This window comes from Salinibacterium sp. AL4.1, assembly GCF_059767305.1.
The window spans coordinates 896,096-911,614 of record NZ_JBSOQK010000001.1 but is presented as its reverse complement, the minus strand read 5'-3'; the positions used below and the strand labels follow the sequence as shown (position 1 = coordinate 911,614).

At 59.0% G+C, this 15,519-nt stretch carries 14 protein-coding genes; 9 read left to right on the top strand and 5 right to left on the bottom strand.

Features of this window, described 5'->3' with window-relative positions; genetic code table 11:
• Positions 1 to 78 precede the first annotated feature (78 nt).
• From ACWTV3_RS04440 to ACWTV3_RS04430, 3 genes are all read left to right on the top strand, one after another.
• On the top strand, positions 79 to 855 hold the full coding sequence (locus ACWTV3_RS04440; RefSeq protein WP_498477027.1) for a biotin--[acetyl-CoA-carboxylase] ligase: 777 nt from the start codon (positions 79 to 81) through the stop codon (positions 853 to 855).
• 3 nt (positions 856 to 858) lie between these two features.
• Entirely contained in the window at positions 859 to 1,398 is a 540-nt protein-coding gene (locus ACWTV3_RS04435) for a PH domain-containing protein (RefSeq protein WP_498477026.1), read from the top strand.
• A gap of 84 nt (positions 1,399 to 1,482) precedes the next feature.
• Complete coding sequence (locus tag ACWTV3_RS04430; protein WP_498477025.1) at positions 1,483 to 2,784, top strand: UDP-glucose dehydrogenase family protein; 1,302 nt, start codon at positions 1,483 to 1,485, stop codon at positions 2,782 to 2,784.
• Here ACWTV3_RS04430 and ACWTV3_RS04425 read toward each other — a convergent pair.
• A complete protein-coding gene (locus tag ACWTV3_RS04425) occupies positions 2,683 to 3,237 on the bottom strand; it encodes a GtrA family protein (protein ID WP_498477024.1) in 555 nt (184 codons plus the stop codon). The two genes, ACWTV3_RS04430 and ACWTV3_RS04425, sit on opposite strands and share 102 nt — an antisense overlap.
• Positions 3,238 to 3,340: 103 nt before the next feature.
• Between ACWTV3_RS04425 and ACWTV3_RS04420 the strand changes: the two genes are divergently transcribed.
• The 3 genes from ACWTV3_RS04420 to ACWTV3_RS04410 all read left to right on the top strand — a co-directional run bounded on the left by ACWTV3_RS04420 (position 3,341) and on the right by ACWTV3_RS04410 (position 6,373).
• Complete coding sequence (locus ACWTV3_RS04420; protein WP_498477023.1) at positions 3,341 to 4,453, top strand: 5-(carboxyamino)imidazole ribonucleotide synthase; 1,113 nt, start codon at positions 3,341 to 3,343, stop codon at positions 4,451 to 4,453.
• A 70-nt stretch (positions 4,454 to 4,523) separates the two neighbouring features.
• A complete protein-coding gene (gene purE, locus ACWTV3_RS04415) occupies positions 4,524 to 5,018 on the top strand; it encodes a 5-(carboxyamino)imidazole ribonucleotide mutase (RefSeq protein ID WP_498477022.1) in 495 nt (164 codons plus the stop codon).
• Positions 5,015 to 6,373 (top strand): LCP family protein, encoded by a 1,359-nt coding sequence (locus ACWTV3_RS04410; RefSeq protein WP_498477021.1) that lies wholly within the window; start codon positions 5,015 to 5,017, stop codon positions 6,371 to 6,373. Before purE ends, ACWTV3_RS04410 begins: the two co-directional genes overlap by 4 nt.
• Positions 6,374 to 6,406: 33 nt before the next feature.
• On the opposite strand, the gene ACWTV3_RS04405 is transcribed toward ACWTV3_RS04410, so the two are convergent.
• Entirely contained in the window at positions 6,407 to 7,564 is a 1,158-nt protein-coding gene (locus tag ACWTV3_RS04405) for a glycosyltransferase family 4 protein (protein WP_498477020.1), read from the bottom strand.
• 16 nt (positions 7,565 to 7,580) lie between these two features.
• Positions 7,581 to 9,545, bottom strand: coding sequence for a DUF6541 family protein (locus ACWTV3_RS04400; RefSeq protein ID WP_498477019.1), 1,965 nt, complete (start codon positions 9,543 to 9,545; stop codon positions 7,581 to 7,583).
• Between the two features lie 149 nt (positions 9,546 to 9,694).
• Between ACWTV3_RS04400 and ACWTV3_RS04395 the strand changes: the two genes are divergently transcribed.
• Genes ACWTV3_RS04395 through glf form a run of 3 tightly spaced genes read left to right on the top strand, consistent with a single transcriptional unit; the run spans position 9,695 to position 12,648 of the window.
• Complete coding sequence (locus tag ACWTV3_RS04395) at positions 9,695 to 10,654, top strand: glycosyltransferase (protein WP_498477018.1); 960 nt, start codon at positions 9,695 to 9,697, stop codon at positions 10,652 to 10,654.
• Complete coding sequence (locus ACWTV3_RS04390; RefSeq protein ID WP_498477017.1) at positions 10,647 to 11,486, top strand: glycosyltransferase; 840 nt, start codon at positions 10,647 to 10,649, stop codon at positions 11,484 to 11,486. Before ACWTV3_RS04395 ends, ACWTV3_RS04390 begins: the two co-directional genes overlap by 8 nt.
• 10 nt (positions 11,487 to 11,496) lie before the next feature.
• Positions 11,497 to 12,648: a UDP-galactopyranose mutase gene (gene glf, locus ACWTV3_RS04385; protein WP_498477016.1), complete on the top strand. Its 1,152-nt coding sequence runs from the start codon at positions 11,497 to 11,499 to the stop codon at positions 12,646 to 12,648.
• Between the two features lie 38 nt (positions 12,649 to 12,686).
• Here the strand turns inward: glf and ACWTV3_RS04380 are convergent, their stop codons facing one another.
• Both ACWTV3_RS04380 and ACWTV3_RS04375 read right to left on the bottom strand, forming a co-directional pair.
• The gene (locus ACWTV3_RS04380; protein WP_498477015.1) at positions 12,687 to 13,586 is read right to left on the bottom strand and encodes a hypothetical protein; all 900 of its coding nucleotides are present in this window, start codon (positions 13,584 to 13,586) and stop codon (positions 12,687 to 12,689) included.
• Positions 13,587 to 14,170: 584 nt separating this feature from the next.
• Positions 14,171 to 15,448, bottom strand: a complete 1,278-nt coding sequence (locus ACWTV3_RS04375) for a polysaccharide pyruvyl transferase family protein (RefSeq protein WP_498477014.1) — start codon at positions 15,446 to 15,448, stop codon at positions 14,171 to 14,173.
• Between the last annotated feature and the right edge of the window lie 71 nt (positions 15,449 to 15,519).

The following is a 15,519-nucleotide window of genomic DNA, read 5'->3' as shown; positions in this document are numbered from 1 at the left end:
CCACAAGTTTCACGGCCAATTCATTGAGGAAAGACCAAAAGCACAGTGCCGCCCTGCGTGCGGCCCTACGCTAAAGCGATGGACTTGCCACTGAGTACCGCCGCTGCACCGTTACTTGAGCACCTCGAGGAGGTCGGCTCGACTAATCAGGAGCTGCTTGCCCGTGCAGCGCGAGGAGAAGCCCAGCACTTGTCCACTCTCGTCACCGCCAACCAGACGGCCGGCCGCGGGCGGCTCGGGCGGGAATGGGTAGCGCCTGCGGGCAAAACTTTCGCGGTGTCGGTGCTGGTTGCGCCGGCCAACGCCTCCATCGAAGCTCTGTCATGGATGCCGTTGATCGGTGGCTTAGCAATGGCCCGCGCCGTGCGAACCCTCGTGAACGATCGCGCGGTCACCCTCAAGTGGCCCAATGACGTTCAGATCGAGGGCTTGAAAGTGTCGGGGCTGCTTTCGGAACTCGTAGCGGGCGGCACCGGAGTGATTGTGGGGGCAGGGCTGAACCTCACGATTGAGCGTGACGAATTGCCGACATCCGTATCGACCTCGTTGTTGCTAGAGGGGGCTCAGCCCGACTTCGATGAAGCCTTGAGCCGCTACCTGAAAGAACTGGTCGCTCTTGTAGAACAATTCGTGGCCGGCGGTCTCGACCCGGTGCGCAGCGGTATCGCTGCCGCGGTGCGCGCGGAGTGCGGGACCATTGGTCGCCGCGTGAGGGTTGAGTTGCCCGGCGGCGATCGAATTTTTGGCACGGCCGAGACTGTCGACGATCAGGGGCAACTCGTCGTCAAGGACGATGCGAACGGTCAGTTGCAGCACGTCGCGGCAGGCGACGTCACTCACCTGCGGTATGAATGAACTATGCCCCATGAGATGAGCGTTCAGCGCGAAGCCATTGTTGCTCGCGTGCGCTCCCACGCCCGGGCACTGGTCTTTCCCGGCATCGTATTTATCGCGACGGCTGGTGCCCTTGGCTACTTCTTCGGCAGTTTTGCCGAGAACTGGCAGAACCTCGCCCTGCTCACCGCAGGACTGTTGCTTATCGTCGTCGTCTGGTTCTTGCCCTTCTTTTCCTGGTTAGCGCGAAACTACACAATCACCACGCGCCGTGTAGTGCTCTCGCGCGGAGTCTTCGTGCGCGTGCGTCAAGAGCTCCTGCACAGCCGCGGCTACGACGTCACGGTTCGTCAGTCGTGGGTTCAGCGGATGTTCGGCAGCGGTGATCTTCTGATCAATGCGGGCCACGATCACCCGGTTGTGCTGCGCGACATCCCTTCGGTGGCACTCACTCAAGCGGCCCTGCACGACCTCATGGAGAACAACCAGAACGTGGTGTCGATGCGTCGCCAACGCGATGAATCGCATCCGTCTGACGAGACCACCGTGTGGGGTACCCGCTAGACATCTAAGCCACTGCGTGGTCGCATCGGGCATTCGCATCGGCACGCTACTTTTTGTCAACCCTCATCAGATAGGGTGCGCAGCGTGAAGATTTCAGTTATCGGTTGCGGCTACCTCGGTGCCGTCCACGCCTCGTCTCTCGCAAAACTCGGTCACGACGTTGTCGGCGTAGACATTGATCAGGCGAAGGTCGACTTGTTGGCCTCAGCTCATGCACCGTTTTATGAACCCGGATTGCCAGAACTGCTCGCCGAGACTCTGTCGGCCGGAACTCTCGCGTTCACCACGGACATCAGCCGCGCTCAGGGCGCCACGGTGCATTTCATCGCGGTCGGTACGCCGCAGCAGGAGGGGTCGAACGCGGCGGATCTGCGTTTCGTGGAGGCCGCCTTCGACGCAATCATGCCGTTTCTGACACCCGGCGACGTCGTTGTCGGCAAGTCGACTGTTCCCGTGGGCACCGCCGAGCGTTTGGCAGCCCAAATTGAGGCTGCCGGTGCTCACTTGGCGTGGAATCCCGAATTTTTGCGCGAAGGCTATGCCGTCAAAGACACCATCAGCCCCGACCGCCTCGTCTATGGAGTGCGTCCGGGTGACGAGCATTCCGTTGCCGTTCTTGACGAGGTTTACGGCTCGGTGCTAGCCCAGGAGATCCCGCGGGTCGTGACCGACTTCGCGACTGCCGAGCTCGTCAAGGTCGCGGCCAATGCGTTCTTGGCGACCAAGATTTCGTTCATAAACGCGATGGCCGAGGTCGCTGAAGTGACCGGTGCCGACGTCACTCAACTGGCGGATGCCATTGGTTACGATCAGCGAATCGGCCGCCGGTTCCTCAATGCCGGCCTTGGTTTCGGTGGCGGATGCCTCCCGAAAGACATCCGCGGATTTATGGCTCGGGCCTCCGAGCTGGGTGCCGGTGACGCGCTCAACTTCTTGGGCGAGGTTGACGCGATCAACCTCCGGCGTCGTGAGCGCATGGTCGACCTGTGTCGCGAAGTACTTGGCGGCACGATTGAGGGCGCGAGAGTCGCGGTTCTTGGTTTGGCATTCAAACCTGAATCCGATGACGTTCGTGACTCTCCCGCGTTGGACGTTGCTGCTCGGCTGGCAGAGTTGGGGGCGCTAGTGCGCGCGACCGACCCTCAAGCGATCGAGACGTCGCGCCGCATCCGCCCCGGCCTTGACTACGTCGCTACGCCGCTCGAAGCTGCCCATGATGCGGATGTGGTGCTGGTTCTCACTGAATGGAGTGAGTACCGCGACATCGATCCGCAGGCGTTAGCCTCAGTCGTCGCGCAGCGTGCGATCCTCGACGGTAGAAATTGCTTGGACCCGGTGCAGTGGCGTGAGTCCGGCTGGCGTTATCGGGCGTTGGGGCGCCGCTAGGCCTTGTGCATCGAGGCTCGCGGGAGCGTTAGCCTGCTCGGCGAACACCCACGTTCGATAGCCCCAGAATCTGAAGATGGTGCCGAGAGCCAAACCGATGACGTTGCTGGAGATGTTGTCAGCGAGCAACGAGGTATAGCCCAAAACGTAGTGAGACACCACGAGACAACTGAGGCCAATAACGATGCCTCCGACACTCACGAGTGCGAATTTAAAGCCCTCGTGTAGCGGATGCTGAAGCGTAGTTCGGCGAAAAGTCCAGTAGCGGTTGCCGAGCCAGTTTGCCAGTATTGCGACTGTAGTTGAGGCGACTTTTGCGATGATCGGCCCCTCATGCAGTACCTCGGGGGCGAGCACAGTGGTTCTCAAAATATTGAAAATTGTGACGTCGATAACCACTCCCACGGCACCGACGAGGCCGAAGCGGCTGAGCTGAGTGATGAGTGAACGCACGGATCCGCCCGGTAGATAAGCAAAGATAGAGGAAGCGGTGAAATTCTAGCTGCGAAGTCTTGCACGATCCTGATAATCCATCAGGGCTACCTCTGGAGAGTTCATGTCAGTAAAAGTCGGAGTTATCGGTGGTGGCCAACTCGCACGCATGATGATCCCGCCCGCTATCAACTTGGGGATTGACATCCGAGTGCTGGCAGAGGCCGAGGGATCTCCGGCTGCTTTGGCTGCAACAGCCGTAGGTGACTACCACTCGGTTGATGAGGTTCTGGAGTTCGCGCGCCAAGTAGACGTGGTGACTTTCGATCACGAGCACGTTCCGCAGGAGGTTTTGGCGGCGATGGTGGCTGAGGGTATCTCCGTGCAGCCTGGCCCGCATGCGCTTCTCTTTGCTCAAGACAAGCTGCAGATGCGAGAGCGGCTTGAGCAGTTCGGTCTTCCGATGCCGGCGTGGGCGAAGGTCGCGACTGTTGCAGACGTGGAGGCGTTCCTGGCTGCGCACAACGGTGTCGGCGTTCTCAAGACTCCGCGTGGCGGCTACGACGGCAAGGGTGTCAAAATCGTGCGCGTTGCGGCTGACGCGGCAGACTGGCTTGACGCTGGCGAACTCCTGATTGAAGAGCTCGTTGATTTCAGCCGGGAACTGGCGCAGTCGATTGCACGCAATCCCTCTGGAGCCGTGGCGTTGTGGCCCGTAGTCGAGAGCATCCAGCGAGACAGCGTCTGTGCTGAAGTCGTTGCTCCGGCGCCTGATGTGAGCGCGGAGCTCTCTGCTGAGGCCGCCGCGATCGCACGCACTGTTGCCGAGGGGCTCGACGTGACGGGAGTCTTGGCCGTTGAACTCTTCGAAACTACCGATGGCCGAATTGTCATCAATGAACTAGCGATGCGGCCGCACAACACCGGCCATTGGAGCATCGATGGATGCCAGACGAGCCAGTTCGAGCAGCACCTTCGTGCTGTGCTCGACTTGCCTCTTGGCGCCACGGCTACGCGCGAACCATGGTCAGTCATGGTAAATATTCTGGGCGGGCCCGTCGGCCAGGAGCTTCACGAGCGTATTGGCGCGGCCACGGAAGCGTCGCCCTCGGCGAAGATTCACGACTATTCGAAGCAATCGCGGCCGGGCCGCAAGGTGGGCCACGTAACGGCATCTGGTTCCACACTCGATGAAGTTCGCGGCGCCGCCCGCGCGGCTGCAGCGCAGTTCGATTAGCCACAAGGCGGGGGAGTTCCCGCCGTGTGTTGAGAACCACGCATCTAAAGCCGACAGATAGGATCCTTTTATGTCTTCACCGCTCGTCTCGATTGTCATGGGATCTGACTCTGACTGGTCCGTAATGAAGGGCGCAGCAGAGATCCTCGCTGAGTTCGAAGTTGTTTACGAGGTAGAGGTCGTTTCGGCGCACCGCACACCTGAGCGAATGATCGCATTCGGCCGTCAGGCGGCGTCGCGCGGGGTTCACGTGATCATTGCCGGTGCGGGCGGCGCTGCCCACCTTCCAGGCATGGTGGCATCGGTCACCACGCTTCCTGTCGTGGGGGTCCCAGTCCCCCTCGCGAAACTCGACGGTCTCGATTCTCTATTGTCTATCGTGCAGATGCCCGCGGGAATACCGGTTGCAACGGTCTCGATAGGTGGAGCAGTAAACGCCGGCCTTTTGGCGCTTCGAATTATCGGATCGACGGATGCAGCTGTGGCGACGAAGCTGCAGGAATATGCCAGTGGGCTCGAAGCGATGGTGGCTGAGAAAAACACCGCACTACAACAACTGCTGTGAGTATCTCCAGTTCTTTGCGGGCGCCGGACCTCGCATCGTCGTCGGTCATGACCCGCCGGGCTTGGTGGCTCGTTGTGCTCAACGTTGCTGTACCTGGATCTGCCCAGATACTGGCCGGCAGCCGTCGACTCGGCCGTTTCGCCGTGGTCGTCACGACCGTATTTTGGGCAATAATTGCTCTGGCCATTGTCTTGTTTTTGGGTGCACGCGACCTCTTCCTCTCGACATTCACCAACGCACTGGTGCTCGCGGTCGTTGAAATTGTGCTCGTGGCGTACGTGATTCTGTGGATCGTGCTTGCATTGGATTCACTGCGACTAGCTCGCGTCAAGCGAGCGAGTGCGGGTGCTCGACCATTTGTCGTCGGCTTTGCGCTCGTCGCCCTGGTGGCGTACTCGGGGGTAGCAGTTGCGGCAGTCAACATAGTCGACTCTGCTCGCTCGACTATTTCAGAAGTGTTTAGTAGCCAAGATTACGAAGAACCGACCGACGGGCGCTACAACATTCTGCTGCTGGGTGGGGATGCAGGCCCTGACCGGGTCGGCCTGCGCCCGGACAGCATATCGGTCGCTAGCGTAGACGCTGAGACCGGCGAGACTACTTTGATCGGAGTTCCGCGCAACCTCGAGTTGGTTCCGTTCGTTGAAGGATCGCCGCTTTATCAAGACTTTCCCTCTGGTTATGACTGTGGTGATGAATGCCTGATCAGCTACCTTTACACCTATGGCGAGGAAAATCCCGAGCTTTATCCTGATGCAGAGAATCATGCGAGTTCCCCGGGCGTTGAAGCAATGCGCGATGCCGTCGCTGGGGTAACCGGGCTCGAGCTGCACTATTACGTTCTCATCGATATGGAAGGTTTCGACGACCTCATCGACGCGCTTGGTGGCGTAGTGATCAACGTCACCGAACGGCAACCAATTGGTGGTGACGAAGACGAGTTTGGTCAGCCAATCAACGTCGATGGGTGGGTTGAGGTCGGTGAGCGCACGCTCAGTGGTTGGGAAGCTCTTTGGTATGCACGCGCGCGTCACGGTTCTAATGACTACGACCGTATGTTGCGCCAGCGAGAGGTGCAGGAAGCGATTTTGCGGCAGTTCGAACCTGCCAACATTCTCACGAAATTCCGCAGCGTTGCAGATGCCGGTACACAAGTGGTGACAACAGATATTCCGGCTGTAATGCTCGGCCTCTTCACGGGGCTGGCAAGCAGCGCCCGGGAGTTTCCAATCACAACCTTGGAGCTCTCTCCTCCCGTAGTGGAGGTCGGCAACCCCGACTACGGGTACATTCGTGAGCTCGTGGCCGAGTCACTTGTGAGCTCAGCACCGACGGACGGTGATCCTGCCCCATAGGCTCTCTGCCACAACTGAACTCGAAGCTGTAGCTCAGAGGTCGGCGTGCAACTGCCAGACTTTCTCGGCAGCGGCTTGCCACGTGAACAGATGCGAGCGATCAAGTCCACGGACGCTGAGGTGGCGTTCAAGTTCGGTGTCGCTAGCAACCTCCGCGAGGGAGTGTGCGAGACGCTCGGGGTAACCCTCAGGAGAGTTTCGCTCTACGGCATAGCCGGCATCCGCGCTGAGCTCTACGACGGCGGGCGTGTCGGAGTGAACGACAGGCGTACCGAGCGAGAAGGCTTCAAGCACAGGCAGGCTGAAGCCTTCAGCGATACTGGGGTACGCAAACATAGTGGCGTTGTTGAGAGCAACCGCGAGGTCTCCGTCGTCGAGCACACCGAGATGCCGCACTCGATCAGGACTAAGCCCGGCGGCCGCGATAACGCCGGCAACGTCTCGCTCGCCCCAGGCCGGTGGACCAGAGATGAGCAGGGGGATCTCAGGAGCGTCCGGGTGAGCCATTGCCTGGATCAGTGCTTCGAGGCCGGTGTGCGGCGCGAGCGTGCCCGTTGTAAGAATGTAGCGTTCCGGTAATTCGAGCGCATGGGCTCGGGCTGCAGCGTTGAATGGCTGGGTGAGATGCCCCGTGGCAGCGCCGGAAATAACACGGATTCGCTCGCCGAAATCCATGATCTCGCTCAGCTCGGCGGCGACGGAGTGGCTAGTGACCACCACGGCATCGGCATATTTATATGCGCGTTTGGCCATCGCTTTGTTCCACGCCACTTGGCGGCTGCTGAGCGATTCTGGGCTGGTCCAAGCGAGCAAATCGTGGATAGTGACGATCGTCTGAGTGCCGACATCGTAGATGCGATCGTGGCGCGCAAGCGGGGCGAACAAGCTGGGGGAATGCACCAGCCCCTTTCCCGACATGCGAGTTGCCGGGATGCTCGTGACCCCGTGCTGCCACGCGCGAACGAGGGAGTCATGGCCTAGGCGCAGCGTGCTGAGCTCAGCTAGGCCGGGAAACGTTTTTTCGATGTGCTCGCTGCTACTGCTGTTGTTTGAAACGATGCCGGCGACTTTGCAGTTTGGCGGGGCCGCAACAATGAGTTGGTTGACAAGTTCCTCTGAATAGCGGCGCAGGTTGCGGGATGCAGGCGCAGCGATGTCGTCGAGGACGACTCGCAATGTGGTCGTCGCCATATATTTCCTTTATCTGTTAATCGCACGCGGTGATCTTGTACAGCCCTACATCGCCGCTCGTATACAGGGGTTCCACTGCTTGCGAGGTCGCAAGTTGGGTTAGTCCTTCGAAATTGTGCACTTCGCCGTGAACTTCGCGAGTGCCGAAATCTAAGGCATACCCCACTTCGAGGGTCGCAAGTGCGTCACAAAGGTTATTGTAGCTAGCTGCGTCGCGCAGGTGTTCGCCAACAAGCGCAGACTCCGCGCTATCGAAGCCGCTGACGTGCGGAAGCATTGCCTCGCGGTCAGCGATGGCGTAGACGAGCCCTGCTCCGGTCCACGGGTTTCCGGCGACGACGGCGCCTTCTGGAACGTACTGAGCGACGTGCTCGAGAACGTCGAGTTCGTCGACGGAGAGCAGGGGTGCTTCCTTGGCGGCATCGAGGGGGATTACATAGTTGCTCCGGGCCTCGAGCGTGGCGACATGGAGCGAATATCCCTGAGTGGCGAGGAGCACGAGCGCTACTGCGGTTATTGCGAGTGAGCGCTGCGAAGAAGAAACGTAGGCCGCAGCGTCAACGTGCGTGGAGGCACGCGTGCGGATGGCGTCGTAAACTCGCACGAGCCCAAGGGTGGCCAAGGGAAGCGCCACGAGCGGCAGCAGTGATCCTAGCCGGTGACTGTCGCCGTACCACGTGCCAACGAGTAGCGACTGCAGTAGCGAGTGTGGCATTGCCGCCGCAGCGATGTAGAGGGTTCCGATAATGCTGAAGTTGATAAGCAACCATCGCAGCAGCGGTTGCCGGCGAACCTGGAGTGCGCCGATAACAACGAGAGCCGTGGTCACTATCGCTATGGGCAAGCCGTTGGTTGAGTTGGTGAGAACTTCCCCGAGGGCTTGAGCCGCTGTGCTCGTGGGTTCCCAGACAACGCTGACACGGACGACCAGCCAAGCGGCGACGAAGGCGGTGAGCACGAGCGCTGCAGCGAAAATGAGGAGCCTAATCCTGCGGGGGGAGGCGCTCGCGGCGACAAGACGGTTGTAAGCACGATAGGCGCCAAGGACAACAAGAATGCTCGAGAGTGCAACGAATGCCATCGTTGCGCTGGGATGAGCGAGAGTGATCCCAGGGATGACGCCTACGAGGGCGAACCACGCCCTCGAGGGGCGCATTTCAGGTTGGTCGCTCAAACCGGTTGCGGTGACCGCAAAAGCCAATGCAGCCGGTAGCAGGCTTACTCCAAGTAGGTATGGGTACAGCACTCCAAAGTCGATAAGGCCGTAGGGGAACGCCCCGAACGCCGCCGAAAGCACCCCCGCTCCCACTGCGGTGATCGCGCGCGGTCCGAGAATTGCACGTGCGAGGAAAACGCAGCCGAGGGGCCAGTACACAGCGCCGATGAGGATCGAAACAAGGTTGATGGCGACTGGGATAGATATTCCGGTGATGGCGGCAATCGCAGCAGTAAGGGCATGCCAGCCAGCCGGGTAAAAAGAGCCATCTGCGGGGCTGTCAATGTTGAGTCCGCCGACCGTAAGAGATGACGCGTTGCCACTATCGAGAACGTACCGCACCGCGTTGAGGTGGAAAATGTTGTCGTAAGTCTGCGAGATGTTCTCGGGCTCACCAAACGCCACGACGAATCTGATCGTGATCGCTATGGCGGCGATTCCGACGCCCAGTGCAGCCCAAGTGAGAAGCCGAGCCGGAGGGTGAGCGAACGCCGGCCGTGGCCGCAGCCGGTGCCACAGCATCCGAAAGACCACAATGACTATGAGTAGGGCTATGGTGGTTACCCCGATGGGAGCGAGGCCCCAAGACGCGCCAAACAAGGGTGAAGCGATCGATGCCAGCGTCAACGTGGTTACTGAGAAGGCTGGCGCAGAGCCAAGCAGTGCGAGCCCGCGTAGTCCCAGCACCGCCGACAGCAGCAGTCCCGGGGCGATTCCAATCGTGAGTACGACGAGGAACGCGGGGATAGTCTCCCACCAGGTCACTGAAGCCCCCTGGGCGGTGATTTGACGCTCTGCACGGGGTAATCCTATCTATAGGAGTTAGCTGCGCCCTGTAAAGTGTTCACAGTGCTCTCCTCGTCTAGGGTGAGTATTGCCCTTCCCTCCGCGACAGTGAGATCGAGATACCGAAAATGCCGCAAATTTCCCGCGTAGTCGCGGTGGTGGTGGCCTACAACCGGCGCGAACTGCTCATGGAAGCCTTGGCTGCGCTGAAGGCGCAGTCACGTTCGCTAGACGCCATCGTGGTCGTCGACAATGCCTCTGATGATGGATCCGGCGACGCCGTGCGCGCGAATTTTCCCGCAATCGACCTCATCACTCTCGAGCGCAACACGGGCGGTGCAGGTGGTTTCGCTGCGGGCATGGCGCAAGCACTCGAAGCACACGATCCCACGTGGCTCTGGTTAATGGATGACGACACCATTCCCACTCCATCTGCTGCGGCTGAACTGGTGGCTGCAGTCGAGGCGCAGCCCGAGGTTACGATCGCCGGGTCGCGAGTGATTTGGACTGATGGCCGCGACCACCCCATGAATACTCCGCGGGAAAAGCCCTTCGTCAGCAAGAACGAGCGCTCGGCGGCGGATTCGGCTAAAACTCTCGCCGTTCGGAGCTCTTCGTTCGTGTCGATGTTTGTGTCGGCTGAAGCGGTACGACAGCGGGGCCTTCCTATTGCCGACTATTTCATCTGGAACGATGATTTTGAATTCTCTACGCGAATCCTGCGCAGTAGCCGGGGCATTTTCGTGCCAGCGAGCGTCGTCGTACACAAGACCAAACTTCTCGGCTCTACAGACCTTGACCCCGGAGAAAGATTCTTTTTCGAAGTGCGCAACAAGGTGTGGCTGATGCGATATTCCCGCGGCCTCAAGACTTGGGAAAAGGCGATGTACGGGGCATCGAGCATCCGGCGCTGGGTCCGCACGATTCGACGCTCTCAGCAGCGTCCGGTTCTGTGGTCGGGCCTGCGTCGTGGTCTGGTCGAAGGCACGCGTACGCGCCCCGTGTCGAATAGTGCGTATTTCGCTGATCTTCCGGTGGTGGCAAGTGCCGTCGCGCACGTTGAGGGAGCACGGGGTGGGCGTGCTTGAAAATGAAAACGACTTCTCGTTGCTTTTGCCGGTCTACTCGGGTGACAGGCCAGCATTCCTAGAACGCGCATTTCGTAGTTGTGTCGACGAGCAGACTCTGCCGCCTGCAGAGGTAGTAATTGTTCAGGATGGCCCCATCTCGCGCGAGCTGAGCACAATGGTGACGACGCTGATTGCTTCGTCACCGCTGCCCACAAAACTGGTGGTGTTAGAGAGCAACCGAGGGCTCGCACGCGCGCTCGAAGAGGGGCTTGCCGAATGTGCCTTCGACGTTGTGGCGCGAATGGATGCCGACGATGTTTCGTTGCCGACCCGCTTTGAGAAGCAGCGCATCGCGATCGCGGACGGTCTGGATTTGGTCGGAACGGCCATGTTCGAGTTCGCCGACGACGACGGCTCGGTCATTGGCAAGCGCGTTCCTCCTCAGGGGCACGAAGAAATCGCTCGGTACTCGCGATTTCACGATCCCTTTAACCATCCGACAGTGATGTACCGCCGGTCTGCAGTGAAGGCCGCCGGCGGCTATATCGACGTGGGTCTGATGGAGGACTATTGGCTTTTTGCTCGCATGATCGAGGCTGGTGCGCGGGTTCAAAACTTGCAGGAGGCGCTGCTGATGTATCGAGTGAGCGCGGGTGCCTACACGCGGCGGGGCGGGCTCGGTCAGTTGAAGGCAGAGTTGCGTTTGCAAAGAGAGTTTAGAAAGCTGGGGTTCACCACTCCATTGCAGAATGTTCGTAACGTGATTGTGCGCGGAGGCTACCGTCTGGTGCCTGTCGCGATTCGTCGCATCGCTTACCGTCGGTTTATCGCCCGCGGTTTCCACTCATAAAGGTTGTATTGTGACTCCTGATTTGCTCGTTGTTGGTTCCGGTTTCTTCGGCCTTACCATCGCTGAGCGTGCCGCTAATGAGTTAGGCCTCAAGGTGCTCGTCATCGATCGCCGCTCACACATAGGTGGTAACGCGTACAGCGAGGTCGAGCCGGAGACGGGCATTGAGGTGCACCGCTACGGGGCGCATCTCTTTCACACCTCTAATAAGCACGTGTGGGATTACGTGACGAAGTTCACCGAGTTCACCGATTACCAGCACCGTGTGTACACCAACCACGGCGGTGAGGTTTTTCCTCTTCCCATCAACTTGGGCACGATCAATCAGTTCTTCCGCGCCGCTTTCGGGCCGGATGCTGCTCGCGCGCTCGTGGCAGAGCAAGCGTCTGAGCTGGGCGATGCTGAGCCGCAAAACTTGGAAGAGAAAGCGATCTCGCTCATTGGTCGCCCGCTTTACGAGGCATTCATTCGCGACTACACCGCGAAGCAGTGGCAGACGGCTCCGACCGATTTGCCCGCCGAGGTAATTAGCCGACTTCCTGTCCGTTACAGCTACGACAATCACTACTTCAACGACACCTACGAAGGTTTGCCCGTCGACGGCTACACCGCGTGGATTGAACGGATGGCTGATCACCCCAACATCGAGGTTCGTCTCGATACCGATTTCTTTGACGAGACTCAGCCCGTCAACAAGAAGTCGATGGTCGGCCAGGTGCCGGTTGTGTACACGGGCCCGATCGATCGTTACTTCGACTTTGCCGAGGGCGAGCTGTCGTGGCGCACGCTCGACTTCGAGCAGGAGGTGCTCGAGGTCGGAGACTTCCAGGGCACGCCTGTCATGAACTATGCGGATGCCGATGTGCCGTTCACGCGCATCCACGAGTTCCGTCATTTTCACCCCGAGCGCAACTACCAGTCAGAGAAGACTGTCATCATGCGGGAGTTCTCGCGGTTTGCCGAACGCGAAGATGAGCCGTACTACCCGGTGAACACGGCAGAGGATCGCGATCGCCTCTTGGAGTACCGCAAGCACGCGGATGCCGAGGCCGGAGTGTTCTTCGGCGGCCGCTTGGGCACGTACCAATACCTCGATATGCACATGGCGATTGCGTCGGCGCTGAGCATGTTCGAGAACAAGCTGCGCGCGGTTCTCTCCTAACGGGAGATATCGATGCCAGGCGTCTTCGACGCGCGGTGCTAGCGCTGTCGGGAGAGTAATCGACGACCGCGGGCGAGTATCCTGCCTGCCGAATCCGCGAGTCGCATCGACCTTCGCGAGCGCAAAGTGCTGATTTCATCGACTAGCCGAACGTTGCGCTTAGCTAGTAGGCGGTTCTCTTTCTTTAGTGCTCGGTTTGACTGCGTCAACTGTCGTGTTCTCGGTTCGCGTCGCCAGTATTTATCGATCGCCGCGTCCAGCGCTTCGGCGAAGGACTCGTCGCCAACGTCCCGGGCAAAATCTCGATTTTCGATCGAGAACGAGAGAGCATTCGCATTGTGAATAACGAGATTTCGAAGGACCTCAGCATCCACGGTGGGGTCCTCGAAAGTCTGAAACTGGTCGAGCGTGCCGGCCAGCGATAAACATATTTTCGTTCGATAGCACTTCTCGCACACACCGCAGTTGTACGCTCCGGTGTTTTTCCAACACACGCGCAGGTGTTGTTGCGCGAGCTCGTTGTGCCCGAGCGTCACAGTCTTCTGCACTCGAGAGGCTTCAGCACCGTCGTGCACAACCGCCACAAATTCGGTGGACCACAGGGGGTCCACGAGCGGATGGGAACCCCAAGGGAACAGATCGGAGTAGGTGTGCGTCGCGGGAATTATGAATCTGCCATGATCACCTGAAAGGAGCATCGCGATGCTCGCGAGGGCTGGTCCATGGGCGTTAGGTCCCCATCGCACCTTGCTGACGAATGACTTGAGGTTGGTCGACATCTCAATGAGCTGTTTGCCAGTGTCTTTCGCGACAGTCCTCAAATGGACCACGGTTTGTTCGTAGGCATCACTCCGATGCAGAGGGATATCAAACCCGTGGACGTACACGAGACTCGTGATCTCGTCCTGGTGTTTGAGCAAAGTGAAGAGAGAATCCACGCCCCCCCCCCCCCGTGAAACAGGCAGCGGTTCCAGGCGCGTGGGAATCTGATGCACTCATGCGGCTGGGTACTTCGAGGCGAGCGGGGCTGAGCTTAGTAGCGTGCCACGTCAGCAGGATGTCCTGAATCGTGTTCGATTGACCCGATAGGCGCTCGGAGACGGGAGACGCCATGGTGAGTGTACCGTCGGTCACCATGGCGATCATTAGGCCGATAGGGAATAGGGCGTCGGCAATTGCCTCCGGCGAGGGCGACTTTTCCAGCTGAAACCATAAAATCTCGGCAGGTTCCCCCTCGACCTTGACCTCGACCTCGATCCGAATCTGAGAGCCAAACGGACGCCGAGTTGCTTCGCTAAGGTGAACCACTCTCGAACCCTAGCAGTCAGATGAAAGAATCTCAGTAGTGGTCTACCCAACGTGCTCTGAGTGCACGACCCTCTCCGGGGATCACTGCACTTATCTGCGCACATAAAGGGATTCGAGGCTCAGCGCCCTGTCGGTTCGCTGCAGGCGTGTCTCCCCGCTGGCCCGAGTCGCTACCCTCAGCGACGCGGGCCAGTAGGGTAGCGACGGACTGTGTCTAAGCCTTCTCTTTTTCGGCAACGGCCATTTTGTCGAAGTGGAAAGTGGAATGTTTCTGGTACTGCTCGTAGGTACGGCGGAGCTTTCGTTGGACTTTACCTCGGTAGTCAGCCATGGTGGTGCCTTCGTAGCGAGGAAGTTTCTGCTTTAACTCCGCGTAAGAGTAGGAGACGCGACTTGTGCTGGGGGCAAAGGTCTCTTTCAGCCCGGTGAAGAGAGTCTCATAGACGCTCACTAGGAACTGTTCATCCTTAGTGACACCTTCGTCCATCGCTTTCTCAAGCGCAGAAAGCACTTCGTCAGCGTTCCAGTGTTCGTGGCTGAGCGCTCGCTCTTCATAGTTGACTGACTTGTAGAAGTCAGGAACTTTGAAGTTCCAAGAAAGCCCGATCGAGGGTACCGAGTAGGCAAAAGCGGTGATGCTTGCGTGCAGTCGGAATGCGATTACGCCATCGCTTGCGCTGAGCTCGTTGATGAGCTCTTCAGGCGAGTTGACGTTAAAAGCGACTTTGCTGATCGGGATATTCTCGTCGCGGACCATCGAGTCGAGGAATACCTCATCAGAAAAGTGTCCGGTCGTGAATAGCTTGTAGTCATAGCCGCGTGCGGTGACTAACGCGATAACGTCGAGCCAGAACTTGCGCTGATCCGCTTCGTTGAATTCGATGCGGTTGTCCTTGAACAGCCGTGAACGCGTCACGACAAGTCCAATCCGCTTTTTGGCTGCCCCCTCTGTGGCAGTGATCGCCGAGCGGGTCTGATCGAAGACAGCATCGGAGAACACTGCTGGGTCAGAAACGTGTGCGATCCGCACGTTTGTGCCTTCCACGTACCGTTGGAGCGACTCGAAGTCGTCCCGGGTCGTGATCTGCCGAACACAGGGCTGAGCGAGTGCACCCTTCAAATGCAAAGATTTCGGGTTAGTTTCGTCGAAGGGTTCAATGCCGATGCTTGAAAAAAGCACGGGAACGTCAAACTCTTGGGCGATTTCGATGGTCTTGATCGTGCGCAGGTAGAAGTTTTGATAGGCATAGTTGAACAGCGGTGCGCCGCCGAAAATAACCACATCAGCTTGCGAAATCGCCTTGCGGGCGCCCTTGAGCAGTTCAGGGTCTCCTGTTTGCATGTACTTCTTGCTGATGATGCCGGCCGCTCGCGTCATGATTTTGTAGCCGGTTTCGGGGACTCCGAGGTTCTTCATCCCCGCCTTGATCAGACTTATCACCGTGGCCTCGATGATCTGGTCTCCGGTGTTGTCCGAATCACGATTCGTCAAGAGCAGGATTTTCATCGCGGGTGCCGGTTCGCTAGCGGGGTTCACCCGTCGAACTTTGCGGTATAGCTTTC